The organism is Streptomyces sp. NPDC025793, from assembly GCF_055558375.1.
Genome location: NZ_JBVHMR010000001.1, coordinates 755994 through 778307 on the forward strand (window position 1 = coordinate 755994; position 22314 = coordinate 778307).

At 70.3% G+C, this 22314-nt stretch carries 21 protein-coding genes; 16 read left to right on the forward strand and 5 right to left on the reverse strand.

The annotated features are described in order from the left end of the window. The first annotated feature begins 240 nt into the window (after positions 1 to 240). The 4 genes from ACZ4MF_RS03610 (at position 241) to ACZ4MF_RS03625 (ending at position 4558) form a co-directional block, all read left to right on the forward strand. Positions 241 to 513 (forward strand): hypothetical protein, encoded by a 273-nt coding sequence (locus tag ACZ4MF_RS03610; RefSeq protein ID WP_467489401.1) that lies wholly within the window; start codon positions 241 to 243, stop codon positions 511 to 513. Between the two features lie 1074 nt (positions 514 to 1587). After that, positions 1588 to 3081 (forward strand): replication initiator, encoded by a 1494-nt coding sequence (locus ACZ4MF_RS03615; protein ID WP_467489403.1) that lies wholly within the window; start codon positions 1588 to 1590, stop codon positions 3079 to 3081. 20 nt (positions 3082 to 3101) lie between these two features. Further along, positions 3102 to 3263 carry a helix-turn-helix domain-containing protein gene (locus ACZ4MF_RS03620; protein WP_467489405.1) on the forward strand — a complete coding sequence of 54 codons (162 nt, stop codon included), beginning with the start codon at positions 3102 to 3104 and terminating at the stop codon, positions 3261 to 3263. Positions 3264 to 3310: 47 nt separating this feature from the next. Continuing rightward, the gene (locus tag ACZ4MF_RS03625; protein WP_467489407.1) at positions 3311 to 4558 is read left to right on the forward strand and encodes a tyrosine-type recombinase/integrase; all 1248 of its coding nucleotides are present in this window, start codon (positions 3311 to 3313) and stop codon (positions 4556 to 4558) included. A 60-nt stretch (positions 4559 to 4618) separates the two neighbouring features. On the opposite strand, the gene ACZ4MF_RS03630 is transcribed toward ACZ4MF_RS03625, so the two are convergent. After that, positions 4619 to 6145, reverse strand: coding sequence for a TldD/PmbA family protein (locus ACZ4MF_RS03630; RefSeq protein WP_467489409.1), 1527 nt, complete (start codon positions 6143 to 6145; stop codon positions 4619 to 4621). Positions 6146 to 6394: 249 nt separating this feature from the next. Between ACZ4MF_RS03630 and fabG the strand changes: the two genes are divergently transcribed. The 3 genes from fabG (at position 6395) to ACZ4MF_RS03645 (ending at position 8430) form a co-directional block, all read left to right on the forward strand. Beyond that, positions 6395 to 7099: a 3-oxoacyl-[acyl-carrier-protein] reductase gene (gene fabG, locus ACZ4MF_RS03635; RefSeq protein ID WP_356031073.1), complete on the forward strand. Its 705-nt coding sequence runs from the start codon at positions 6395 to 6397 to the stop codon at positions 7097 to 7099. Positions 7100 to 7104: 5 nt separating this feature from the next. Continuing rightward, the gene (gene fabI, locus ACZ4MF_RS03640) at positions 7105 to 7872 is read left to right on the forward strand and encodes an enoyl-ACP reductase FabI (protein ID WP_356031074.1); all 768 of its coding nucleotides are present in this window, start codon (positions 7105 to 7107) and stop codon (positions 7870 to 7872) included. Between the two features lie 207 nt (positions 7873 to 8079). Beyond that, complete coding sequence (locus tag ACZ4MF_RS03645; RefSeq protein ID WP_467489412.1) at positions 8080 to 8430, forward strand: hypothetical protein; 351 nt, start codon at positions 8080 to 8082, stop codon at positions 8428 to 8430. Here ACZ4MF_RS03645 and ACZ4MF_RS03650 read toward each other — a convergent pair. Then, the gene (locus ACZ4MF_RS03650) at positions 8408 to 9100 is read right to left on the reverse strand and encodes a FadR/GntR family transcriptional regulator (RefSeq protein ID WP_467489414.1); all 693 of its coding nucleotides are present in this window, start codon (positions 9098 to 9100) and stop codon (positions 8408 to 8410) included. The genes ACZ4MF_RS03645 and ACZ4MF_RS03650 overlap by 23 nt on opposite strands. 81 nt (positions 9101 to 9181) lie before the next feature. Between ACZ4MF_RS03650 and ACZ4MF_RS03655 the strand changes: the two genes are divergently transcribed. The 4 genes from ACZ4MF_RS03655 (at position 9182) to ACZ4MF_RS03670 (ending at position 11767) form a co-directional block, all read left to right on the forward strand. Continuing rightward, positions 9182 to 10543 (forward strand): CynX/NimT family MFS transporter, encoded by a 1362-nt coding sequence (locus ACZ4MF_RS03655; protein ID WP_467489416.1) that lies wholly within the window; start codon positions 9182 to 9184, stop codon positions 10541 to 10543. Between the two features lie 117 nt (positions 10544 to 10660). Next, positions 10661 to 10780: an SGM_5486 family transporter-associated protein gene (locus ACZ4MF_RS03660; protein WP_256255592.1), complete on the forward strand. Its 120-nt coding sequence runs from the start codon at positions 10661 to 10663 to the stop codon at positions 10778 to 10780. A 182-nt stretch (positions 10781 to 10962) separates the two neighbouring features. Continuing rightward, entirely contained in the window at positions 10963 to 11169 is a 207-nt protein-coding gene (locus ACZ4MF_RS03665; RefSeq protein ID WP_467489418.1) for a hypothetical protein, read from the forward strand. A 79-nt stretch (positions 11170 to 11248) separates the two neighbouring features. After that, a complete protein-coding gene (locus tag ACZ4MF_RS03670) occupies positions 11249 to 11767 on the forward strand; it encodes a SixA phosphatase family protein (RefSeq protein ID WP_467489420.1) in 519 nt (172 codons plus the stop codon). 82 nt (positions 11768 to 11849) lie between these two features. Here ACZ4MF_RS03670 and serB read toward each other — a convergent pair whose 3' ends face one another. Together serB and ACZ4MF_RS03680 are read right to left on the reverse strand one after the other, a co-directional pair. Beyond that, positions 11850 to 13073, reverse strand: a complete 1224-nt coding sequence (gene serB / locus ACZ4MF_RS03675; protein WP_356031083.1) for a phosphoserine phosphatase SerB — start codon at positions 13071 to 13073, stop codon at positions 11850 to 11852. 156 nt (positions 13074 to 13229) lie between these two features. Continuing rightward, positions 13230 to 15134, reverse strand: a complete 1905-nt coding sequence (locus tag ACZ4MF_RS03680) for a streptophobe family protein (RefSeq protein ID WP_467489422.1) — start codon at positions 15132 to 15134, stop codon at positions 13230 to 13232. Positions 15135 to 15396: 262 nt separating this feature from the next. Here ACZ4MF_RS03680 and ACZ4MF_RS03685 point away from each other — a divergent pair, with 262 nt between their 5' ends. Beyond that, on the forward strand, positions 15397 to 17991 hold the full coding sequence (locus tag ACZ4MF_RS03685; RefSeq protein WP_467489424.1) for an FHA domain-containing protein: 2595 nt from the start codon (positions 15397 to 15399) through the stop codon (positions 17989 to 17991). An 83-nt stretch (positions 17992 to 18074) separates the two neighbouring features. Here the strand turns inward: ACZ4MF_RS03685 and ACZ4MF_RS03690 are convergent, their stop codons facing one another. Continuing rightward, positions 18075 to 18800: a transglycosylase SLT domain-containing protein gene (locus tag ACZ4MF_RS03690; RefSeq protein WP_467489426.1), complete on the reverse strand. Its 726-nt coding sequence runs from the start codon at positions 18798 to 18800 to the stop codon at positions 18075 to 18077. 850 nt (positions 18801 to 19650) lie between these two features. Here ACZ4MF_RS03690 and ACZ4MF_RS03695 point away from each other — a divergent pair. The 4 genes from ACZ4MF_RS03695 to ACZ4MF_RS03710 all read left to right on the forward strand — a co-directional run bounded on the left by ACZ4MF_RS03695 (position 19651) and on the right by ACZ4MF_RS03710 (position 22290). Further along, on the forward strand, positions 19651 to 20796 hold the full coding sequence (locus tag ACZ4MF_RS03695) for a GAF domain-containing sensor histidine kinase (RefSeq protein ID WP_467489428.1): 1146 nt from the start codon (positions 19651 to 19653) through the stop codon (positions 20794 to 20796). Then, the gene (locus tag ACZ4MF_RS03700) at positions 20789 to 21430 is read left to right on the forward strand and encodes a response regulator (RefSeq protein ID WP_467489430.1); all 642 of its coding nucleotides are present in this window, start codon (positions 20789 to 20791) and stop codon (positions 21428 to 21430) included. Before ACZ4MF_RS03695 ends, ACZ4MF_RS03700 begins: the two co-directional genes overlap by 8 nt. Positions 21431 to 21624: 194 nt before the next feature. After that, entirely contained in the window at positions 21625 to 21870 is a 246-nt protein-coding gene (locus ACZ4MF_RS03705; protein ID WP_356031093.1) for a chaplin, read from the forward strand. A gap of 180 nt (positions 21871 to 22050) precedes the next feature. Further along, positions 22051 to 22290 carry a chaplin gene (locus ACZ4MF_RS03710; RefSeq protein ID WP_467489433.1) on the forward strand — a complete coding sequence of 80 codons (240 nt, stop codon included), beginning with the start codon at positions 22051 to 22053 and terminating at the stop codon, positions 22288 to 22290. The last annotated feature ends 24 nt before the right edge of the window (positions 22291 to 22314 follow it).

The following is a 22314-nucleotide window of genomic DNA, read 5'->3' on the forward strand; positions in this document are numbered from 1 at the left end:
GACCCAAGGTAGAGCAGCAGAGACAGCTGTCCGTGAGCGCATGACCACGGTCGATGCCGACGCGCGTCAGTGGGAGTACACGACCTACGCCCCGGCCGGTGAAACGTGCCCGACATGCGGTGTGCCGATCAAGAGTCTTGAGAGCTGCCGCCGGGGGATGCTGTCCCGCCGGGACTCGTCTCCGATCGTGGCCTACTGGCACACGGCTTGCGCACCGAAGGCGACGGGGCAGTGATCCCCATGGAGATCTACAAGAGCAGCAAGAAAGCCGCTGCTGACGCGCACGAGGCGCTGCGGCATGCACTGCTGGCCATCGGGATTCCGAACCGGGACCTTCGCTGGCTGGCTCCCCGCGTAGCGCCGGACGGCCGTCCGATGGTGGCTATGGGGACGTGGAACGCTGATGTAGTGCAGAAGGTAGCGGCCCATCTGATGGCATCACCTGCGCACGTCCAGGCGGCGCCGGACGGCCGTGTCGTGAGCGACCACGTCCGTGTGACACGGGACGAATGACCCCGGCTCGCTGAGGACGGCGAATCAAGGCTCAGCGAGTCGGCTGCCCCGTCTGTGCGTCTCCCCCCGGCGCATGGACGGGGCTCTCTGCTGTTTGAGCCTGTGGTGCCGTGATGGCGCGCTGTGGGCACGACGCCGGCCGGAGAGGCTTTTGGGCGGGAGCTGCCATGGGGCGAGTGAACAGGGGGCCTTACGCTGGCCAGCGGATCGGGCAGTCTTTGGGACCTGCCCGCAATAGCCCGATCGGCCCCCTGTTCTTCGAGGCTCGCCCCATGGTGGCTGCCTAAAAGCCTCGTAGGCCGTCGGCCCCAGCCCAAGAGGGTGAACATCAGCCTCGTCCCTCCGGAGCGGGGCCGAGTCGCCCGATGCCGCGCGGGGCGGGCTCTTGGGCTGGCCGGTGTGGGTGTCGTGGTTCGGGTCGGTGGCTGAGCTGCTGGAGGCCGTGAGCCTCGGGCCACAGTCCTCGGGATCGGGGCGGGCAAGGTGGGTCGTGCTGGAGCTGGCATACGTCTCCGGGGTCGCCTGGTGTGCGCCGGGGCGGCGGCGCCCCGGACCGGACCGGCCGAAGGCCGCATGCCGGGCCGGGGTGCGGCAAGCCGCCCCGGCGGCGCGCCGAAGGCGCGCCCTGGAAGAAGTAAAGCCAGATTCCGCCACGTCCCAAACCGCTGACCGCTCCCGGCTCCCGATGGGCGCATGGCATGTTGCGCAACCGGCCGGACACGCCTGCTGTGTTCACCGATACCGGAACTGCGTAACCGCGCTCTCCGGACATGCCTTCAGGTTCCCTACCTCCGGCGATAATTCGGTTGACATGCCGTGCCCGATCTGGATCAGCCGTCTGCTGAGATGGTTCTTACTCCAGGCGATTCCGGCACAGGAGTTCCCGTCGCCCAGATCTGATCCACATGCCACGGGAAAATCACGGCCTCTGTCGGCGTCAAGTCGTATAATTCAAAGGAAAGTTGGCTGCGCCTGACCAGGGCGTATGCAGGACACGCGCCCTGTAAGCGCAAAGGAGAAAAACCATGAACACCCGTCACCTACTTCCTGACTTGAGGCTCTGGAGGCCGCGTCATGTCTGCCGAATCCGGCAACAGCATCACACGCAAAACCCGCCCGTCCGCCGCATCGTCCGCTCCGGTCGAGCATTCCGGTGCGCTGGCACGCGAACTACGTCTGCAAGCTCTCTCAGAGGCGGACCGTGATCTCATACGGCTCGTCAACGATCCGCTCTTTTCGCGCTGGAAGGAGCAGATCAAATCCATTGGCGGCTGCGCCAACCCGATTTATCTGTCCGGCTCCACGGTCACTCGTGACGCTGTCACGGGTGAGGTGATCTCGTCCTACTCGACGGACGGGGAGCCTGGTGAGCGGCTGGCCGTGCGCTGCCGTAACCGGCGTGCCTCGGTGTGCGAGCCGTGCTCCCGGCTGCATGCCGGGGATACCTTCAAGCTCGTCCGTGCGGGCCTGTCCGGCGGCAAGGGCGTGCCGGAGTCGGTGAGGAACCAAGCCCGTCTGTTCGTCACGCTCACGGCCCCCTCGTTCGGGCCGGTGCATCGTGCACTCGGCGGGTCGCCCTGCCGTCCTCGGCGGGATGATCCGCACTGTGAGCACGGGCGGCGTCTGGGCTGCGGCCTGGTGCACACCGAGGATGACCCGCTGGTGGGTCTGCCGCTGTGCCCCGACTGCTACGACTACGTGGGCCATGTGCTGTGGCACGCGCACGCCGGGCGGCTGTGGGACCGGTTCACCACAGCCGTGCGCCGCTACCTGGGCTCGGCCGGTGGCGTACCGTGCTCGAAGCTCGGTGACCACCTGGTGGTGTCCTTCGCCAAGGTCGCCGAGTTCCAGCGGCGCGTGGCCATCCACTTCCATGCAGTCGTGCGCCTGGACGGCCCGGACGGTCCCGGCTCGTCCGCTCCGGCCTGGGCGACAGAAGATCTGCTCCTGGATGCGGTCGAGCATGCCGCCGCGTCGACCTTCGTCACGGTGGCGGACTCCGACGCGTACGGCACGGAACGGATCGGCTGGGGAGGGCAGTTCGACGCCCACCCCATCCGTTCGTTCGCCGATGGTGACGCCCCGTCAGATGCGGCTGTGGCCGGGTACGTGGCCAAGTATGTGTCCAAGAGCGCGGCCGACACGGGCGCCGGACTGGACTACCGGGTCACCAGCCTGGAGGACATCCGCGCGGCCGTCGTCACGCCCCACGTGCGGGCTCTGATGGCCACTTGCTGGCGCCTGGGCGGTCTCGCCGAACTGGAACACCTCCGGCTTCGCGCCTGGGCTCACGGCATCGGCTACCGGGGGCACATCCTCACCAAGTCCCGCCGCTACTCCACCACGTACGGCGCACTGCGCGAGGAACGGGCCGATCACCGCCAGGGCGACGCCAAGCCTGTGGACAGCCCGGACACGGTGACGGAATCGGCCTGGCGCTACGTCGGCTCTGGCTATACCCCCGGAGAGGCTGACTTCGCATTCGGCATCGCCGAGAGTCACGCACAGAACCTCCAGCTGGCCAGGGAGGCGCGGGAGGACGCTGAGCAGTGGGGAGAGTGGGTGTGAGAGGTGGTAGCAACCTGCTCATGACGCCGGATGAGGCGGCCTCGGAACTTGGCGTGACGAAGCGGGTCCTCATGTACTCGTACCGGCGCTGGGGCATCCCGTTCCTCAAGGTCGGCAAGCATGTCCGGTTCCGAACTCGCGATCTGCACAACTGGGTTGAGGGGCGCATGCAGCGACGTTAGGCTGACGGTCAGTCACTAACCAATCAACATGTGACGGGTTAACAAGCGTGGCGACCATCAAGAAGGAAGACTGCACCTGCCCCCGGCGCAAGAAGCCCACGTGCTCTCACAAGCCGTATCGGGTGACGTACCGGGAGCCCGGGGGCAGGGCAGGCAAGCCGCGACAGGTGTCCTTCAAGAAGCTCGAAGACGCGGAAGCGTTCGCGGTCAAGGTCGAGCGGGACAAGGACTTGGGGACCTACATCAACCCCAAGGCGGGACAGCGGACGTTCGAGCAGGTGTGGCACGAGTGGGTTGACGCGGGAACTCTGGAAGAGTCATCGAAAAGGAATTACCAGAGTGTCTACGACAACCACTACGGGCCCTTCTTCGGAAACAAGCCCATCGGCAGTATCACGCCAATAATCATCCTGGAATGGGAGGCGGACCAGAAGGAACGCGGCTACAAGGAAACCGGAATCAACGGACGTAAGAACGTCCTCTCATCCGTCTTCAACTACGCGATAGCAGCCGAGATCATCGGCCGCAATCCGTGCAAGAAAGCGAACCCCCGTAGGCGCTCGGGTCAGCAAGTAACCCCGGTCACCGACGAAGACATCCCGACCATGGAAGAGGTGCTGGGGATCGTCGCGGAGGCTCCGAAGCTGATCCGCGCTGGCTTCTGGGCCATGGCGGGCTGCGGGACGCGTCCGGGAGAGTCCCTGGCACTGTCCGATGAGTCCATGGAATGGGAGCGCAGCATCCTCGCCGTGGATCACCAGGTCTCGGCCTACGGCTGCCAGGAACTCTCTGGATACCGGCGCGGCGTGAAGCGGGGCACGAAGCATCGCGCCTTCGAGCAGGCGCGGAAGACTCCGGTTCCCGAGTCAATCAACGAGATCTTCAACGATCACATCGACGCCTTCGGGACGTGGGGAGATCGGGGCTGGTTCTTCGAGTCTCCTCGGCTGAATGATCGCCACCCGTCGTATGACTGGTTCCTGGATCAGTTCAAGGCGGCGGCCAAGCTGGCCGGGACTCCGCAGTACACCCCGAAGAGCTTCCGGCACTTCTTCGTCTCCGAGGCCATCCACGCTCAGATCCCGCTGTTCGAGGTGGCGGCATGGGTCGGGCACCGAACCACCAGGACGACGGAACTGGTCTACGGCCACCTCGTCCGCCGGGCCATGAACCGTGGCGCCCGCACGATGCACAACCGCCTGGGGTTGAAGCTGGAGCCCTTCAAGGGCCTCATCGTCCCGCCCTCGCTGATGCCCTCTGAGGACGACATCGAGGACTGGGACGACGTGGCGTAGGTGGTTCGCTGTGATTGCGTGTCGACCAGGTGCAGACTTCGGGCCGGATCGGTCGCCCTCTCAGGCGCGGCCGGACTCGTTCGCAGTGTTCAGGATGTTCACACTCCGAAACATTGCGGACGGGCACCCGTGAGACACAGAAGCGACCTGCCCAGGTTGGGCCTTTCCGCAGTTGAAAGCCCCTCCTAGTACGTAGGTCTGGGGGCCTCCGACAGCTTCCATGGAGCCCCAGAACTGGGGGGTGACCCCCTGATATGCAAAGTCCTTTACCTGCCCCTCAAGGCGGCCGTTCCGGATCATGTATGCCCTCTGACCCGTAAACTGGAAGTTGTACCGCTGCATGTCGATCGACCAGGACCGGTCACCGACGACGTAGATACCCCGGTCGACGCTCCCGATCAGGTCCTCCGTGGACAGCCCGGCGGGATCCGGCTGGAGCGAGACGTTGGCCATGCGCTGCACCGGCACATGCCCGGGGGAGTCGGCGTAGGCGCAGCCGTTGGAGCGGTCGAACCCGGTCAGCTTCGCGATCCTGCGGTCCAGCTGGTAGCCGACCAGCGTGCCGTCCCTCACCAGGTCCCAGGACTGCGCCGCGACGCCCTCGTCGTCGTAGCCGACGGTCGCGAGGCCGTGCTCGGCGGTGCGGTCGCCGGTGACGTTCATCAGCTCGGAGCCGTAACGCAGCTTGCCCAGCTGGTCGAAGGTGGCGAAGGAGGTGCCGGCGTAGGCGGCCTCGTAGCCGAGGGCGCGGTCCAGCTCGGTGGCGTGACCGATGGACTCGTGGATCGTCAGCCACAGGTTGGAGGGATCGACCACCAGGTCGTACAGGCCGGGCTCCACGCTTGGCGCCCGCATCTTCTCGGAGAGCAGCTCCGGGATCCGCTCCAGCTCGCCGTCCCAGTCCCAGCCGGTGCCGGTCAGGTACTCCCAGCCGCGTCCGACCGGCGGCGCGATGGTCCGCATCGAGTCGAACTCACCGCTGGACTCGTCCACCGAGACCGCCGTCAGCTCCGGATGCAGCCGCACCCGCTGCTGGGTGGTCACGGTCCCCGCCGTGTCGGCATAGAACTTGTTCTCGTGCACGGTGAGCAGCGAGGCGTCGACGTGGCTGACGCCCGGTGCGGCCAGCAGCCGCGTGCTCCACTCGGCCAGCAGCGCCGACTTCTCCTCGTCCGGCACGGAGAACGGATCGATCTCGTACGACGAGATCCACGTCCTGTCGGCGTGCACGGGTTCGTCGGCCAGTTCCACCCGCTCCGTCGACCCGGCGGCCTTGATCACCTGGGCGGACAGCCTGGCCATCGCCACCGCCTGCGAGGCGACCTTGGCCGCCGCGTCCAGGGTCAGGTCGACTCCGGAGGCGAAGCCCCACGTACCGCCGTGCACGACCCGGACCGCGTACCCGAGGTCGGTGGTGTCCGACGAGCCGGCGGGCCTGGCGTCCCGCAGCCGCCAGGACGCGCTGCGCACCCGCTCGAACCGGAAGTCCGCGTGCTCGGCCCCCAGCGCACGCGCGCGTGCCAGCGCGGCGTCGGCGAGGGCGCGCAGGGGAAGCGCTGTGAAGGCTTCGTCGATGGAATGGGGCACGGAGGTCTCCCTGCTGTCGTGGCCTGTCTGGTCCGATCATGTCGTGGACGCGTCCCCGGGGACTACACGGTTTCGGTCCCGTCCCGGTCCTTTCTGTAGGGATCCGACAGGGACTTCCCCGTGCCACTGTCGGTGCCCGCTTGCCCGAGCGCGCGGCGCTACCGATAGGTTTTCGATGAAGCCGCCTGTCATCGACGTGTTCGGGCGGGTGGGCCCCACGCTTCAGACCGCTATCGAAAGGGTGATCCGTTGAGCCGCTCGGTTCTCGTCACCGGAGGAAACCGGGGCATCGGCCTCGCCATCGCCCGCGCATTCGCCGACGCCGGCGACAAGGTCGCGATCACGTACCGCTCGGGCGAGCCGCCGGCCGGCTTCTTCGCCGTCAAGTGCGACATCACCGACCCGGAGCAGGTGGAGCAGGCCTACAAGGAGATCGAGGACCAGCACGGTCCGGTCGAGGTCCTGATCGCCAACGCCGGCGTGACCAAGGACCAACTCCTGATGCGCATGTCCGAGGAGGACTTCACCTCGGTCATCGACACCAACCTCACCGGCACCTTCCGTGTCGTCAAGCGCGCCAACCGCGGCATGCTGCGCGCCAAGAAGGGCCGCGTCGTCCTGATCTCGTCCGTGGTCGGCCTGCTCGGCTCGGCGGGGCAGGCGAACTACGCCGCCTCCAAGGCCGCCCTCGTCGGCTTCGCGCGTTCCCTCGCCCGTGAGCTGGGCTCGCGCAACATCACCTTCAACGTCGTCGCGCCCGGCTTCGTCGACACCGACATGACCAAGGCGCTCACCGACGAGCAGCGCGAGAACATCGTGTCTCAGGTGCCGCTCGGCCGTTACGCGCAGCCCGAGGAGATCGCCGCGACGGTGCGGTTCCTCGCCTCGGACGACGCCTCGTACATCACTGGAGCCGTCATCCCCGTTGACGGCGGACTGGGAATGGGTCACTGATCACCATGAGCGGAATCCTCGAGGGCAAGCGCGTTCTGATCACGGGCGTGCTGATGGAGTCCTCCATCGCCTTCCACGCGGCCAAGCTGGCCCAGGAGCAGGGCGCGGAGATCATCCTGACCGCGTTCCCGCGGCCCACGCTGACCGAGCGCATCGCCAAGAAGCTGCCGAAGCCCACCAAGGTCATCGAGCTGGACGTGACGAACGAGGAGCACCTCGCGCGGCTGGCCGACGTCGTGGGCGAGGAGCTGGGCGGCCTCGACGGCGTCGTGCACTCCATCGGCTTCGCTCCGCAGGACGCGCTCGGCGGCAACTTCCTCAACACCCCGTTCGAGTCCGTGGCCACCGCCATGCACGTCTCGGCGTTCTCCCTGAAGTCGCTGACCATGGCCTGCCTGCCGCTGATGCAGAACGGCGGCTCGGTCGTCGGCCTCACCTTCGACGCGCAGTACGCCTGGCCGCAGTACGACTGGATGGGCCCGGCCAAGGCCGCCCTGGAGGCGACCAGCCGCTACATGGCGCGTGACCTGGGCAAGCAGAACATCCGCTGCAACCTCATCTCCGCGGGCCCGATCGGCTCCATGGCCGCCAAGTCCATCCCGGGCTTCGCCGACCTGGCCTCCGTGTGGGACTCCCGCTCCCCGCTGGAGTGGGACCTGAAGGACCCGGAGCCGGCCGGCCGCGGCATCGTCGCCCTGCTGAGCGACTGGTTCCCGAAGACCACCGGCGAGATCATCCACGTCGACGGCGGTCTGCACGCGATCGGCGCGTGACCGCCGCCGCTGAGGCGTAGCAGGCGGCCGAGGCCCGCACCCCTGAAGGGGCTGCGGGCCTCGGCCGTATCCGGGACGAGCACGCCCCTGGGGCGGCCGGCGTCACCCGTTCGGCCCACCCGTCGGGCGGCCGGTCCACCCAACGGCGCACTCTGGATTACGCGTTCACCTCGCGCGATCCTCCCCGGCACGGCAGAGGAGGCCCTTGTGCGCCTGCCCGGACGCCTGGCTCCGGTGACCGTGGCCGTGGCCCTCGTGCTCTGTCTGCCGTACGACGCGATGCCCTACGCGCGCGTGGACGGTGGAAAGCCGCCCGCGCCGAACCTCTTCGGCGCCGTCTGCCGGACCGAGGTCCACGGCTCCCACGTGGTGGCCTACTGCCACAACCCCTACGTCGACACCGACCGCGTACGCCTGCACATCAAGTGCGCGCAGTGGTGGGACATAGGCACCGACAGCGCACCGGTGGACACCCCGCCCGCCCTGACCGTACGGCTCACGGGCCGGTGCTGGAAGGCCGTGCGCGCGGTCTGGATCAGCCACCAGAGGGAGCGCTGAACCGGCCCGGGCGGCACAGGAACGGATAGCTCGCCGCCTCGGTCGCGGCCGCCTCCCTGTCGCCGTTGCGGATCGCGTCCATCAGCCGGGTGTGGTCCATGTGCGTCTCCGGGGTCAGCTCCGCCCCCACGTCCGCGCGCAGCCAGTCCCGCAGGACCTCGCCCAGGTCGGCGTACATCGCCGTCATGGCGTCGTTGTGGGAGGCGGCCACGACGGCCAGGTGGAAGGTGGCGTCGGCGGCCACGAACGCCTCCGCCTCGCCCGTCTCCCAGGCCTCCTCGCGCCGCCGCATGAGCGCGTCCAGTTGCTTGAGGTCCTTCTCGGTGCGCCGCTCGGCGGCCAGCTTGGCCGCGGCCGACTCCAGCGCGGCGCGCAGTTCGGCGATGTGCCGCGGGTCGGCGTCGGCGAACCGGCGGTGCATCACCCCGGCCAGCTCACTCGTCGCCACCACGTACGTGCCCGAGCCCTGCCGGATGTCCAGCAGCCCGTTGTGCGCCAGCGCGCGCACGGCCTCGCGGACCGTGTTGCGGGCGACCCCCAGCTGCTCGACCAGCTCCGGCTCCGTCGGGATGCGTGAGCCGACCGGCCACTCGCCGGAGGTGATCTGGTTGCGCAGTTCGGCGATGACCTGCTCGGAGAGCGCCGAGCGGCGCGGATGGCTCAGGGGCATGGCACACCTTCGCACGAAGGCCCGGGTCCGTACGACCCGGGAATGGACAGTCAATCATCCCATCATTCTATGATGGGTCTCATGGCTAGTGAGGAAACCCGGACGGCGGACACGCGTACGGCGATGTCATCCACGTCCACGTCGCCCACCGGACGCGGTGCCGCCGCGGCGAGTACCCCTGAGACGCCCCCCGGCGCAGGCCGCACGCGCGCGTGGGCGACGCGGCTGGTCGTCCTCGGCATCGTGCTGTCCGCGCTGAACCTCCGCCCGGCCATCACGAGCCTCGGCGCCCTCCTGGAGGAGGTCCGCGACGGGCTCGGCATGAGCGGCAGCGTGGCCGGTCTGCTCACCTCCGTGCCCCCGCTCTGCTTCGCCGTCTTCGGCGCCAGCGCCCCCCGGCTGGCCCGCCGCTTCGGCCCGGCCGCCGTGGTCTGCGCCGGCATGGTCGCCATCACGGCGGGCCTGCTGATACGGCCGTACGTCGGCGACACCGCCGGATTCCTGGCCGCCACCGCGCTCGCCCTCATGGGCATCGCGGTCAGCAACGTACTCATGCCCGTCATCGTCAAGCGCTGGTTCCCCGACCGCGTCGGCTCCATGACCGGTCTCTACTCGATGGCCCTCGCCCTGGGGACCTCCCTCGCCGCCGCGGTCACCGTGCCGCTGACGGACGCGATGGGCGGCGACTGGCAGCCCGGCCTCGCCGTGTGGGCCGGCCTCGCGGCTGCCGCCGTCCTGCCCTGGCTGCCGCTCGTCCGCGACCGCGGCGCCGCCCCCGGGCAGCAGCGGCCGGAGCAGGGGCGGCCGGAGCGGGCGCGCACGGCCGCAGCGGCGGCCGAGGAGCGGTCCGCGCCCTTGCGCATCACCCGCAGCCGCACCGCGTGGGCGCTCGCCGTCTTCTTCGGTCTCCAGGCCACCGCCGCCTACATCACCATGGGCTGGATGGCGCAGATCTTCCGGGACGCCGGTGTCGCGGCCGGTACCGCCGGCCTGTTGCTCGCCGTCACCATGGTGATGGGCGTGCCGCTGGCCTTCGTCATCCCGCGCGTCGCCACGCGGCTGCCCCACCAGGGGCCGATCGTGCTGGTCCTCGGCGTGTGCGGGCTCGCCGGATACGCCGGCCTGTACCTCGCGCCGGCCGGCGGTGCCTGGGCCTGGGCGGTGCTGCTCGGCATCTCCAACTGCGCCTTCCCGCTGGCCCTGACCATGGTCGGCATGCGCGCCCGGAGCGGTGCGGGCGTGGCCCAGCTGTCCGCGTTCGCGCAGAGCACCGGCTATCTGATCTCCATTCCGGGCCCGCTGCTGGTCGGCGTGCTCTACCAGCAGAGCGGTGGCTGGGGGCTGCCGATCGCCCTCATGGCGGGCCTGATGGTGCCGCAGATGCTGGTCGGCTTCCTGGCGGGCCGCAATCGCACGGTGGAGGACGAGGCGGCGGCCCACTGAGCGGACCGCCCCCGCGCGCGTGCCACCCCGGAGCCACAAAGTCACCTGGCCACGGCGCCACGCTGAGCGGACCACCCCGGCCGCACGCGCGCGGGGGACCGGTGCGAGACTGACGGCATGCAGCCTGTGCTCGACCCGAACCCGCAGAACGGCCAGAAGAAGATGCTGATCGTCTTCGGCTCGTTCTTCGCCATCTTCGCCGTCATCGCCGTCATCGCGATCATCGCCTCCCCGTGAGGGCCGCCCCCAGGCCGTCCGTCCCGGCGGATGGTGGGGCTGGCTCCACCATCCCCTAGGGGGTAAGGGTCAGGGTGAAGTGGGTGGATCTCCGGATGGGCCGCAGGACGCGGATTCCGTAGCTTCGAGTGGTGACCGCGCGAGGCGGTCACGGACCCGTTCGAAGACCCGCGGAGGCGATCATGTCGGCCCGTACCCACTCCCGGCCCCACACGGCGCCCACGAGCGGCGTCGACATCCGGCTGCCCTGGTGGGCCCTCGCCCTGCCCGCGCTCGCGTTCATCTCTCTGCTGCTGCTCATACTGAACCCGTCGGACGCACACGCGGCGGGCGGCGACCCCGCGATCACGCACCTCTTCGAACGCGCCCAGCAACTCCTCGCGCGCTGATCCGGAGCCCCCGTGCGCGGGTGAACCCCCACATCAACTCCCTGCACCACCTGGCTTGTTTCATGCGAAGCTGGGTTTCATGAGCGTTGAAGAACCTCGCAAGATCGTCCTCCTCCGGCATGCGAAGGCCGACTGGGGCCAGGAAGCCGACCACGAACGGCCCCTCGCCGAGCGCGGCCGTCAGGACGCCCCCGTCGCGGGCCGCAAGCTGGCCGACGCAGGGATCACCTTCGACCTGGCCCTCTGCTCCACCGCCGCCCGGACCCGTGAGACCTGGAAGCTCGCCGTCCACGAGCTCGCGGAGCGACCGAGGACCGTCTACGAGGAGCGGGTCTACGAGGCATCCCTGGGCGAGCTGATCGCCCTGCTCAACGAGACCCCGGACGACGTGCACAACCTCGTCCTGATCGGCCACAACCCCGGGATCCACGCCCTCGCCGACGCCCTCGCGGGCGAGACCGAGGGCGAGTGCCTCCCGCGGATGAACCGCACCGGCTTCCCGACCGCCGCCTTCGCGGTGCTCACCTTCGAGGGCTCCTGGAAGTCCGTGGAGCACGGCGTGGCCAAGCTGGTCGACTTCTGGGCCCCGCACAGCTGACGCGGAGCGGAAGACGAAAGGCCCGGCGCCGCGCGGGCGGTACCGGGCCCTTCTCCGTACGCGGGCCGTGGTGTGGGCCCGCTCAGTCCTCGTCGTGCGTGTCGGCCGCCTCGACCTCTTCGCGGGTGATGCCCAGCAGGTACAGCACGGTGTCGAGGAAGGGGAAGTTCACCGCCGTGTGCGCCGCCTCGCGGACCACCGGCTTGGCGTTGAAGGCCACGCCCAGGCCGGCCGCGTTCAGCATGTCCAGATCGTTGGCACCGTCGCCGATCGCCACGGTCTGCGACAGCGGCACCCCGGCCTCCGCGGCGAACCGCCGCAGCAGCCGCGCCTTGCCGGCCCGGTCCACGATCTCGCCGGTGACCCGGCCGGTGAGCTTCCCGTCGACGATCTCCAGCGTGTTGGCCTGCGCGAAGTCCAGGCCCAACCGTTCCTTCAGATCGTCCGTGACCTGGGTGAAGCCGCCGGAGACCACACCGACCTGGTAGCCGAGTCGTTTCAGCGTGCGGATCAGGGTGCGCGCGCCCGGTGTCAGCCGGACCTCGTTGCGCACCTTCTCCACGACGGAGGCGTCCAGCCCCTTCAGCAGCGCCACGCGCGCGTGCAGTGACTGCTCGAAGTCCAGTTCCCCGCGCATCGCCGCCGCCGTCACCTCGGCGACCTTGTCCGCGCAGTCGGCGTGCGCCGCGAACAGCTCGATGACCTCGTCCTGGATCAGCGTGGAGTCCACGTCCATGACCACCAGTCGCTGGGCGCGCCGGTGCAGGCCCGCCGAGACGACCGCGATGTCGACACCCAGTGCCGCCGCGTCGGACGCCAGGGCCGTGCGCAGCGGCTCGGTCTCCACCCCGGAGATCGCGAACTCCACAGCCGTCACCGGGTACTTGGCAAGCCGGAAGATGCGGTCGATGTTGCCGCCGGTCTTCGCGATCCGCCCGGCCACGGCGGCCGTCGACTCGGCGGTGAGCGGATGGCCGAGCACGGTCACCAGAGAGCGCCCGAGGCCACGCGGCCGGTTGTCGCCGTGCCCCGAGATGATCTCCGCCTGCATCTTCACCGACTCGGCCCAGCTGTGCACGGTGGCCCGCAGGTCACCCTCCAGACCGGCCGGCGGCTGGGTCACCAGCGCACACAGCACCAGCCGGCCCCGGGTGACGACCTGCTCGATGTCGACCACGTCGACCAGGTAGGCGGCGAGGGTGTCGAAGAGCCCGGCCGTGATGCCCGGCCTGTCCTTGCCGAAGATCTTGACGAGGAGGGTGGGGGCCTCAGGGGTCTGCGAAGCGGCGGTCTGCGAAGCGCTCATGGTGTCACCACCGTATCCGGCACCCAGTGCCCGGCGCCGCAGAGGTCCGCCTGACGGACACGGAACAGTGGATGTCGGGCGGGTATCAGGGATCTTGCCGACACACGAAGGACGGCGGCGAAAGCGCCGCGCCGGGCCGGGCGACGGAGCCACCGGTCATCCCGTGCGCCTCGGCTTCCCCGGAGGTGGCGGTGGTGGCAGGGGAGGCGGGGGTGGCGGTGGCCACTGCGTGCGCTCCGGCCCCGGCGAGGAGCCGTCCGGCCGCGGGGCGGGACGGCGCCGAGAGCCCGGGGGAGCGGGGCCGACGGGCCCGTCGATGGTCGGTGCGCCGTACATGCCGTACGTCTCGCCCCGAGCCCCCGGCGGGCCGCCCCCGGCCCGCGACGCGTCGTCCGCGGCTCCCGGCGGCCGTGCGTCCTGCGGCTCCTCGCCCGCTTCCCCCGGCACCCGCAGGTACGGATTGGTGTCCGGGTTCGGCGGCCGGTACGGCACGCCCGGCACATACGGTCCCGCGCCGTCGGCGTGCCCCGTCGGCCGCGCCTCTTCGTCGTGCCCGGCGGCCCGGCCCGCCTGCGCACCGTTCCCCCACCCCGCGACGTCCCGAGACGCCCACACCGCCCCGGACCCCGCCGCCCCCGTGCCCCACGCCAGCAGCGCTCCCGCCGCCCCGGCCCCGGCCCCCCACGCCGCCCCCAGCAGGAGCGCGGCGCCGAGGTGCCCGTGCAGGGTGATGCCCGCGCCGAAGGCGTCGAAGCCGAGCACGGACAGGGACGCGGTCACGGAGACATCCGTCAGCCGGGCGAGCAGCGGGAGAGCGAGCGCGGTCACGACGGCCAGGCGCAGCGCACAGCGGGCGGCCAGGCCGAGAGCGCCACCGGGTGGCGTCTTCCCGCGACCGGGAGCGCCACCGGGCGCCCGTACCCCGTGGCCCTCGCCGGGCCGGCGTGCCACCGGCGTGCGGACCGCCGTCAGTACGCCGGCCAGCAGCATCGCCAGGGCCGCCGCCACCCCCAGCAGCCACACGCGGCCGTCCAGACCGGCCAGCCGGGCCAGGGTCACCGGCCGGTCGGCGGTCGTACCGAGGAACTGGTCCAGCGGATGGGGGAGGAAGGCGCGGAGCAGCCCCGTGGCGTGACCGTCCCAGGGGACGAGCAGGCCGAGGGGCAGGCCGAGCCAGACGCCGTTCGGGGTGCCGAGCAGGGCCGCTCCGGCGATCCTGCGCGGATGGTCGTCGCCGATCGCCGCGTACCCCGCCGCCGCGAGCCCGGCCGCCACGGTCAGCAGGAGCACGGTGACGAGCGCCGAGACCGCCGGCCGGACCACCCGGTGCACGGCGGACCAGCCCGGGGGCAGCGGCGCGCGGCGCGCGGCCAGCAGCGCGAGCAGCAGGACGCCGGCGCACCAGCCGAGGCCGCCCAGCAGCGTGGCCGGGGTGTCCACGGTGAAACCGATGCCGGCCCTTGCGTGGATCAGACCGCCGATCCCGTGCGGCAGCAGTCCGCCCACGTCCCCGATGCCGGGCAGGGTGAGCCCGCCGCTCCCCTTTCCGCCCGCGCCGCCCGTGCCGAGCAGCCCGCCCGTGCCGAGCGAGCCGCCGTCGACGGTGATGACGTCGTGCCCCGCCCAGGCGAGCCCGCCCAGCAGCGCGACGAAGAGCGCGACCACCGTGCCCGCCCGCGCGAGGAGTTCGGCGGGCGCGATCACAACTCCCGCCGTGCGTAAGGACCGTAGGAAGAACCACGACAACAGCAGGGCACCGACCAGGCTCACCCCGAGTGGCGTGATCTCGATGGCCGCGTGCGCCGCCTCGCCTTTGAGTCCGAAAGCGGATACATCGCCCGACGGTACGACCGAACCACCTGCCCCGAGTGCCACAACGGCCGCCGTCATGGGGCCCAGTGAGCCGGCCGCGTCCGCCCGGAGCAGATGCAGCCCGAGCGCGGCCGTGCCGGCCATCCCGGCCAACGCCCAGCTCACCGCCGCGATCGCGGACAACAGCGCGTCGACCCAGGGCACCTTTCCGGCGCGCCGTGGTGTCCCGGCACGCGTGGCAGACCTCATGGCAGCCCCCGATCCCCTCCTGGCGGATCCCGTCGAACCGCGGCGCGACGGCCCGGCCGCGCTTGTCCCCCTCGCCGGGAATACCACTCTCCGGGGGGATTTCAACCCCGTCAACGGCGCCTGTTGCAGCGCACGGACGCATTCGTGACAAGGCCCGGGTTTCGGTCAGGGGCCGGAGCCTGAAATAGTTCCCCCCGATGTTCGACATCCCTAGACTCCCTGCGATGGGGGTAATTCGGGGGACAACTCAGTGGGGCATGGAGTGCCTGAACTCGTTCTGGAATCAAACGGACGGACCTGGACGCTGGATCCGTCCAGGCCGTACACCCTCGGCCGCGATCCGCAGGGTGACATCGTCTTCGACGACGCCAGGGTGTCCTGGCGACACGCCACGGTCAGTTTCGACGGCCGTAGTTGGGTCATCGAGGACCACGGCAGCACCAACGGCACGTTCGTGCAGGGCCGGCGGATCCAGCAGGTGGAGATCGGCCCGGGCACGGCGCTGCACCTCGGCAACGCGACCGACGGACCGCGGCTGAATCTGTCCGGTGCCGCGGCGGGCCGGCAGCAACCCGCGCCGTACGCCGCGCAGGGCGCCGGTGCGCCGGGCTGGGCCCAGCAGGCCCCGCAGCAGGCAGCCGCCGCACCGCAGGCAGCGGTACCGCAGCAGGCACCGGCCCAGCAGGCGCCGACGCCGCAGCAGGCCGCGCCGGCCGGGTGGCAGCAGCAGCCGCAGGCGTCGGCGTTCCCGCAGCAGGCGGGGCCCGCCGACCCGTACGCGCAAGCGCATCCCGGTGGTGGCGCGGGGGCGCCGCCGGCCTACGGCGACCGCAGCCCGACCACGTTCCACCAGTTCGCGGTCGGCCGCGTCATGCGCATCGGCCGTGCCCTGGAGAACGAGCTGGTCGTCTCCGACCTGCAGGTCTCCCGGCACCACGCGGAATTCCACTCGACGCCCGACGGCCGCTTCGAGATCCGCGACCTGGGCTCGCACAACGGCACGTACGTCAACGGCCAGCCGATCGCCAAGGGCGGCTCGGTGCTGCTCGGCCCGGCCGACATCGTCGGCGTCGGCCACTCCACCTTCCGGATCGTCGGCGACCGGCTGGAGGAGTTCGTCGACACCGGTGAGGTCTCCTTCTCCGCGCGCCATCTGACCGTCACGGTCGACGGCGGCAAGCAGATCCTGAAGGACGTCTCCTTCGGTGTCCCGGAGAAGTCGCTGATCGCGGTCATCGGCCCGTCCGGCTCCGGCAAGTCGACCCTGCTCAAGGCGCTCACCGGCTACCGGCCCGCCAACCAGGGCGAGGTGCTGTACGACAACCGGAACCTGTACAAGCAGTTCGCCGAGCTGCGCCAGCGCATCGGTCTGGTCCCGCAGGACGACATCCTGCACAAGGAGCTGACCGTCAAGAAGGCCCTGAAGTACGCGGCCAAGCTGCGCTTCCCGGCCGACACCACGGCGCAGGAGCGCGACGCCCGCATCGACGAGGTGCTGCGCGAGCTGAAGCTCGACATCCACAAGGACAAGAAGGTCACCTCGCTCTCCGGCGGCCAGCGCAAGCGTGTCTCGGTGGCGCTGGAGCTGCTCACCAAGCCGTCGCTGATCTTCCTGGACGAGCCGACCTCCGGTCTCGACCCGGGCATGGACCGTGACGTCATGCAGCTGCTGCGCGGCCTCGCCGACGACGGCCGCACCGTCCTCGTCGTCACCCACTCGGTGGCCGAGCTGGCACTGTGCGACAAGCTGCTGGTGATGGCGCCGGGCGGCGCGGTGGCGTACTTCGGCCCGCCGGAGGAGGCGCTGAACTTCTTCGGCTACGACAGCTGGGCCGACGTCTTCTCCGCCTTCGAGAACTACCGCGACTACGACTGGGCTGGCCGCTGGAAGGGCTCGCAGCACTACCAGATGTACGCGGCGGACGTCGACGCGGCGGCCCCGCAGTCCGTACAGCACATGCCTCCGACGCAGGCCATCAGGCCGCCGAAGCCCCAGCCGTGGGGTTCGCAGCTGCTGACCCTGATCCGCCGCTATGTGTCGGTGATCGTCTCCGACAAGGGCTTCCTGGCGCTGACGGTGATCCTGCCCGCGGTGCTCGGCTCGGTCAGCCTCCTGATCGACCACAAGCGGGGTCTGCTGGTGAACCCGATGATCAACAAGATCACCGGCGCGCACATCCCGAACGGCACGGCCACCACGGTGCTGCTGATCCTCGCCGTCGGCGCGTGCTTCGCGGGCGCCGCGAACTCGGTCCGCGAGCTGATCAAGGAACGGGTCATCTACGAGCGGGAACGCGCGACGGGTCTGTCCCGGTCGGCGTACCTGATGTCCAAGGTGGTCGTGCTCGGCGCCGTCACCGTGCTCCAGGGCCTGCTGGTCGGCGTGATCGGCTTCGCCAGCCGGACGATCCCGGACCAGGGCGTGGTGCTCGGCGGCTCGACGCTGTTCGAGCTGTGCCTGCCGATCATGGCGCTCGGCTTCACCTCGATGATGTTCGGCCTGGTGATCTCCTCGCTGGTGAAGACCGCCGAGAAGACCATGCCGCTGCTGGTGATGTTCGCGATCATCCAGGTCGTCTTCACCGGCTGCCTGTTCACCCTGCACGGCACGCTCGGCGTCAACGAGTTCTCGTACCTGATGCCGTCGCGCTGGGCGGTGGCCGCGGCCGGCGCCACGCTGGACTTCAACAACATCTCCCCGAACACCGACAACCCGTCCAGCACCGACCCGCTGTGGAACCACACGGCAGGGGCCTGGACCCTGGACATGATCGCGCTGATCGCGCTCGGTGTGATCTGCGGCTTCTTCGTGGCCCGCTTCCTGCGCCGCCACGAGCCGGAGGTCATGCGCAAGTAACCGCGCCCGTACGACACCGAAGGGCGGCCCCCGTTTCCGGGGTGCCGCCCTTCGGCTTACGTAGCTGAGGTCCGCGCCAGGCCTCAGTACGCGCTGTTGACGTTGTCCATCGAGCCGTAGCGGTGCGCCGCGTAGTTGGCGGCGGCGGTGATGTTGGCGACCGGGTTGTAGATGTCCCAGGACGTGCCCGACACGTGGTACGCGTTGAAGGTGGGCTGGATCACCTGGAGCAGACCCTTGGAGGGGATGCCGTTGACGGCGTTGATGTCCCAGTTGTTGATGGCCATCGGGTTGCCCGAGGACTCCCGGATGATGTTGCGGTACAGACCGTTGTAGGAGCCGGGGATGCCCTTGGAGCGCATGATGTCCAGGGACTCGCGGATCCAGCCGTCGAGGTTGTTGGCGTACGTCTTCGTGGCGGCGACCGTCTCCATCTGGGGGCGCTGGACGGAGCGGTTCGCGGCCTGGGAGGCGGCGCGGTCCTGGGCGGCCTTCTTCGCGGCGGCCTGGTCGGCGGCCTTCTTGGCCGCGGCGGCCTCGTCGGCCTTCTTCTGCGCGGCGATGCGGTCGAGCTTGACCGTGTCGGTGGCGGCCTGGTCGGTGACCGTGCCCTTGACGTTCTTCAGCGCCGTGCTGCTGCCCGCGACCTGGACGTGAGCGGCCGGGGCGCCGGTGACGGTGCCGGAGTGGCCGGGGGCGGCCGAGAAGGCGAGGGCGGCGGTGCCCAGAGCGGCGACACCGGCGACGGCGATCTTGCCCTGCTTGGTCAGGGCGCGGGTATGAACTCGGGTGAGAACGTTCTTGGGCATGGCTGATGGACCTCTCGTGAGCGCGGAGGTCGCTCCTGCGTCCGCCGGGGGAATCGGTTCCTCCCGCACGAACGCCGCGGGCCTCAGGACCACGGCGCTGAGCGACGAGAGCAATTCTTAGCTGGCGCAAAATGTGCAGGCAAAGGTGTGACGTACGATCCCCGGTAGTGGAGCCGGGAAGGGCAAAACGGGACAGACTGGACCGTCTGCCCCGTTCGCATGGGGAAGGTATATCTCCTATGTCCCTTCGTACGTGATGTGGACCCTATGTGCGGGCTCACATCGCATCCACGGAATTCTCACGAGGAGTTGCCCTCGCAACGCTCTGTGTGAGGGCTCTCCTCCGGGAGGACGAGAGCGGCGGCGCCGCACTCGTGCCACAGGTGGAGCCCGGTCGGCAGCCCGTCCACCACCACCCGCACCCGGCACTCCGGCGTGCCGACCAGGTCGCCCCGGCAGCACCACCTGTGTCCCCGCACACGTGCCCGTACGCGCGCGCGTGGTGACTGCTCTGCACCGCGCGACACCGCTGGGCCTAGGGCCTGTCGTCACCTTCCCGTCGTCCGCCCGGAGGGCGGGCCGCGCGGAGTCTGGTGCGTGCAGCTGCACGGCGGAGGAGGGGGTCGACGCCTGAGGGCCCCTCCCGCGCGAGCGAAGCCGAGCGCGGGGGAGTCGGCGACCGACGACAACGCGGCTGGGGGTGCCTCCTCTGGGGGGCGCGTGCCAGGCGTCGCACGGCAGGCGGGAACGTTACGACAGGCCCTAGACCCGCGGTCCTAGGCCCAGGGGACCGGGCCGGGCCGGCGGCGGTCCGATCCGCGGTGTCACACCCCGCCGGTACCGTGAGGACATGAGTGAAGGCCCCCGGTCCGGCCTCGCCGCGGTGAGTGCCGCGTTGCTGGCCATGAGCAGGCACCTGGAGGTGCGCGACGTCCTCAAGACGATCGTCGCCTCCGCCCGCGAGCTGCTCGACGCGCAGTACGCCGCCCTCGGCGTCCCCGACGATCACGGCGGCTTCGCCCAGTTCGTCGTCGACGGCGTCAGCGACGCCCAGTGGAAGGCCATCGGCCCGCTGCCCCGCCAGCACGGCATCCTCGCCGCGATGCTGCGCGACGCCCGCCCCGAGCGCCTCGCCGACGTGCGCAAGGACCCCCGCTTCGAGGGCTGGCCGACCGCCCACCCCGACCTGGTCGACTTCCTGGGCCTGCCCGTCCGCGACGGCGACGAGGTCATCGGCGCCCTCTTCCTCGCGAACAAGAACTGCCCCAAGCCCGAGGGGAGTTGCGGTTTCACCGCCGAGGACCAGGAGCTGCTCTCCATCCTCGCCCAGCACGCCGCCATCGCCCTCACCAACGCCCGGCTCTACGAACGCAGCCGCGAACTCACCATCGCCGAGGAACGCTCCCGCCTCGCCCACGAGCTGCACGACGCGGTCAGCCAGAAGCTCTTCTCGCTGCGCCTGACCGCCCAGGCCGCCGCCGCACTGGTCGACCGCGACCCCGTGCGCGCGAAGGGCGAGCTCCAGCAGGTCGCCGCGCTCGCCGCCGAGGCGGTCGACGAACTGCGCGCCGCCGTCGTGGAGTTGCGCCCCGCCGCCCTCGACGAGGACGGCCTGATCGCCACCCTGCGCACCCAGACCCAGGTCCTCGACCGCGCCCACACCGCGCGCGTGACCTTCACCAGCACCGGCTTCCGCGCCCTGCCCGCGGCCCAGGAGGAGGCGCTGCTCCGGGTCGCCCAGGAAGCCCTGCACAACGCGCTGCGCCACTCCGGCGCCGAGCGCGTCGCGGTGAGCGTGGACCGGCGCGGCGCCGGCGCCGCGCTGCGCGTCAGCGACGACGGCACCGGCTTCGACCCGCAGGCCGTCCGCCGTGCCGGCCGGCATCTGGGCCTGGTCTCGATGCGGGACCGGGCGAGCGGGGTCGGCGGCACCCTGACCGTGGAATCGGTGCCCGGCAAGGGCACCACGATCGAGCTGGAGGTCCCCGGTGGCTGACCCGATCAAGGTGCTGCTCGTCGACGACCACCAGGTCGTCCGCCGGGGCCTGCGCACCTTCCTGGAGGTCCAGGACGACATCGAGGTGGTCGGCGAGGCCGCCGACGGCGCCGAGGGAGTCGCCCGCGCCGAGGAACTGCGCCCGGACGTCGTCCTGATGGACGTCAAGATGCCGGGCATGGACGGCATCGAGGCGCTGCGCAAGCTCCGCGAACTCGCCAACCCCGCACGCGTGCTCATCGTCACCAGCTTCACCGAACAGCGCACGGTCGTCCCGGCCCTGCGCGCGGGCGCCGCCGGGTACGTCTACAAGGACGTGGACCCCGACGCCCTCGCCGGCGCCATCCGCTCCGTGCACGCCGGCCACGTCCTGCTGCAGCCGGAGGTCGCGGGCGTCCTGCTCTCCCAGGAGGACTCCAACTCCGGCCAGGGCAGAGGGGGTTCGCTCACCGAGAGGGAGAGCGAGGTGCTCGGCCTGATCGCGGACGGCCGCTCCAACCGCGAGATAGCCCGCGCCCTCGTCCTGTCCGAGAAGACCGTCAAGACCCACGTCTCCAACATCCTGATGAAACTCGACCTCGCCGACCGCACCCAGGCGGCGCTGTGGGCCGTGCGCCATGGCGTGAGCGGCTGAAACGCCCGCTGCGGCGCCTCCCCGCCACGCCACCACGGCCGTCACGCACGGCAACCTCAAGGGTCATGTTCCGGACTGAGATTCATACCGTCGTGGGAATGTCACCCGGCTGGCGCATCCTCCGGCGGGCCACGCCGTTCTCCAGTGCGTGCCGCGGCGAACCGCCGTGGTGAACGCCTAGGAGGGGTTGGAAAGTGAAGAACCTGAAGAAGGCAGCGGCCGTGACGATTGCCGCCGGTGGTCTGGTGGCGGCCGGTGCGGGCCTGGCCTCCGCCCACGGTGGCTCCCAGGCCTCCGGCGAGGCCCAGGGCTCCCCGGGTGTCGTCTCGGGCAATGTCGTTCAGGTGCCGGTGCACATCCCGGTGAACGCGGTCGGCAACAGCGTGAGCGTCATCGGCGCGCTGAACCCGGCCTTCGGCAACCTCGGCGTCAACCACTGAGTCCTGCCGAACACTGACCACAGGCCTCCCGTGTGCACCGGGAGGCCTTTCAGTTTGTCGTGAGACTGCACCGAACGGGCCCTCAAACCGCCACGGCCGTACCCCTTCGGGGCCTTCGGCGTTGGGCAACGCACGATCCACGGCCGGGTCGTACCAGCACACGCAGGAGGTACCCGCCCCATGAACATCGCCAAGAAGGCCGTATTCGCCGTGGCCCTCGCCGGTATCGCCGCGAGCGCCTCCGCCGGCATCGCCGCCGCGGACGCCGGCGCCCAAGGAGCGGCCGTGAAGTCTCCTGGCGTCATCGCCGGCAACCTCGGTCAGCTGCCGGTGCACGTCCCGGTGAACGCGGTCGGCAACAGCGGCAACGTCATCGGCGCCCTGAACCCGGCGTTCCACAACGACGCCGCCAACCTCTGACGACCGGCTGACCACAGCAGAGGG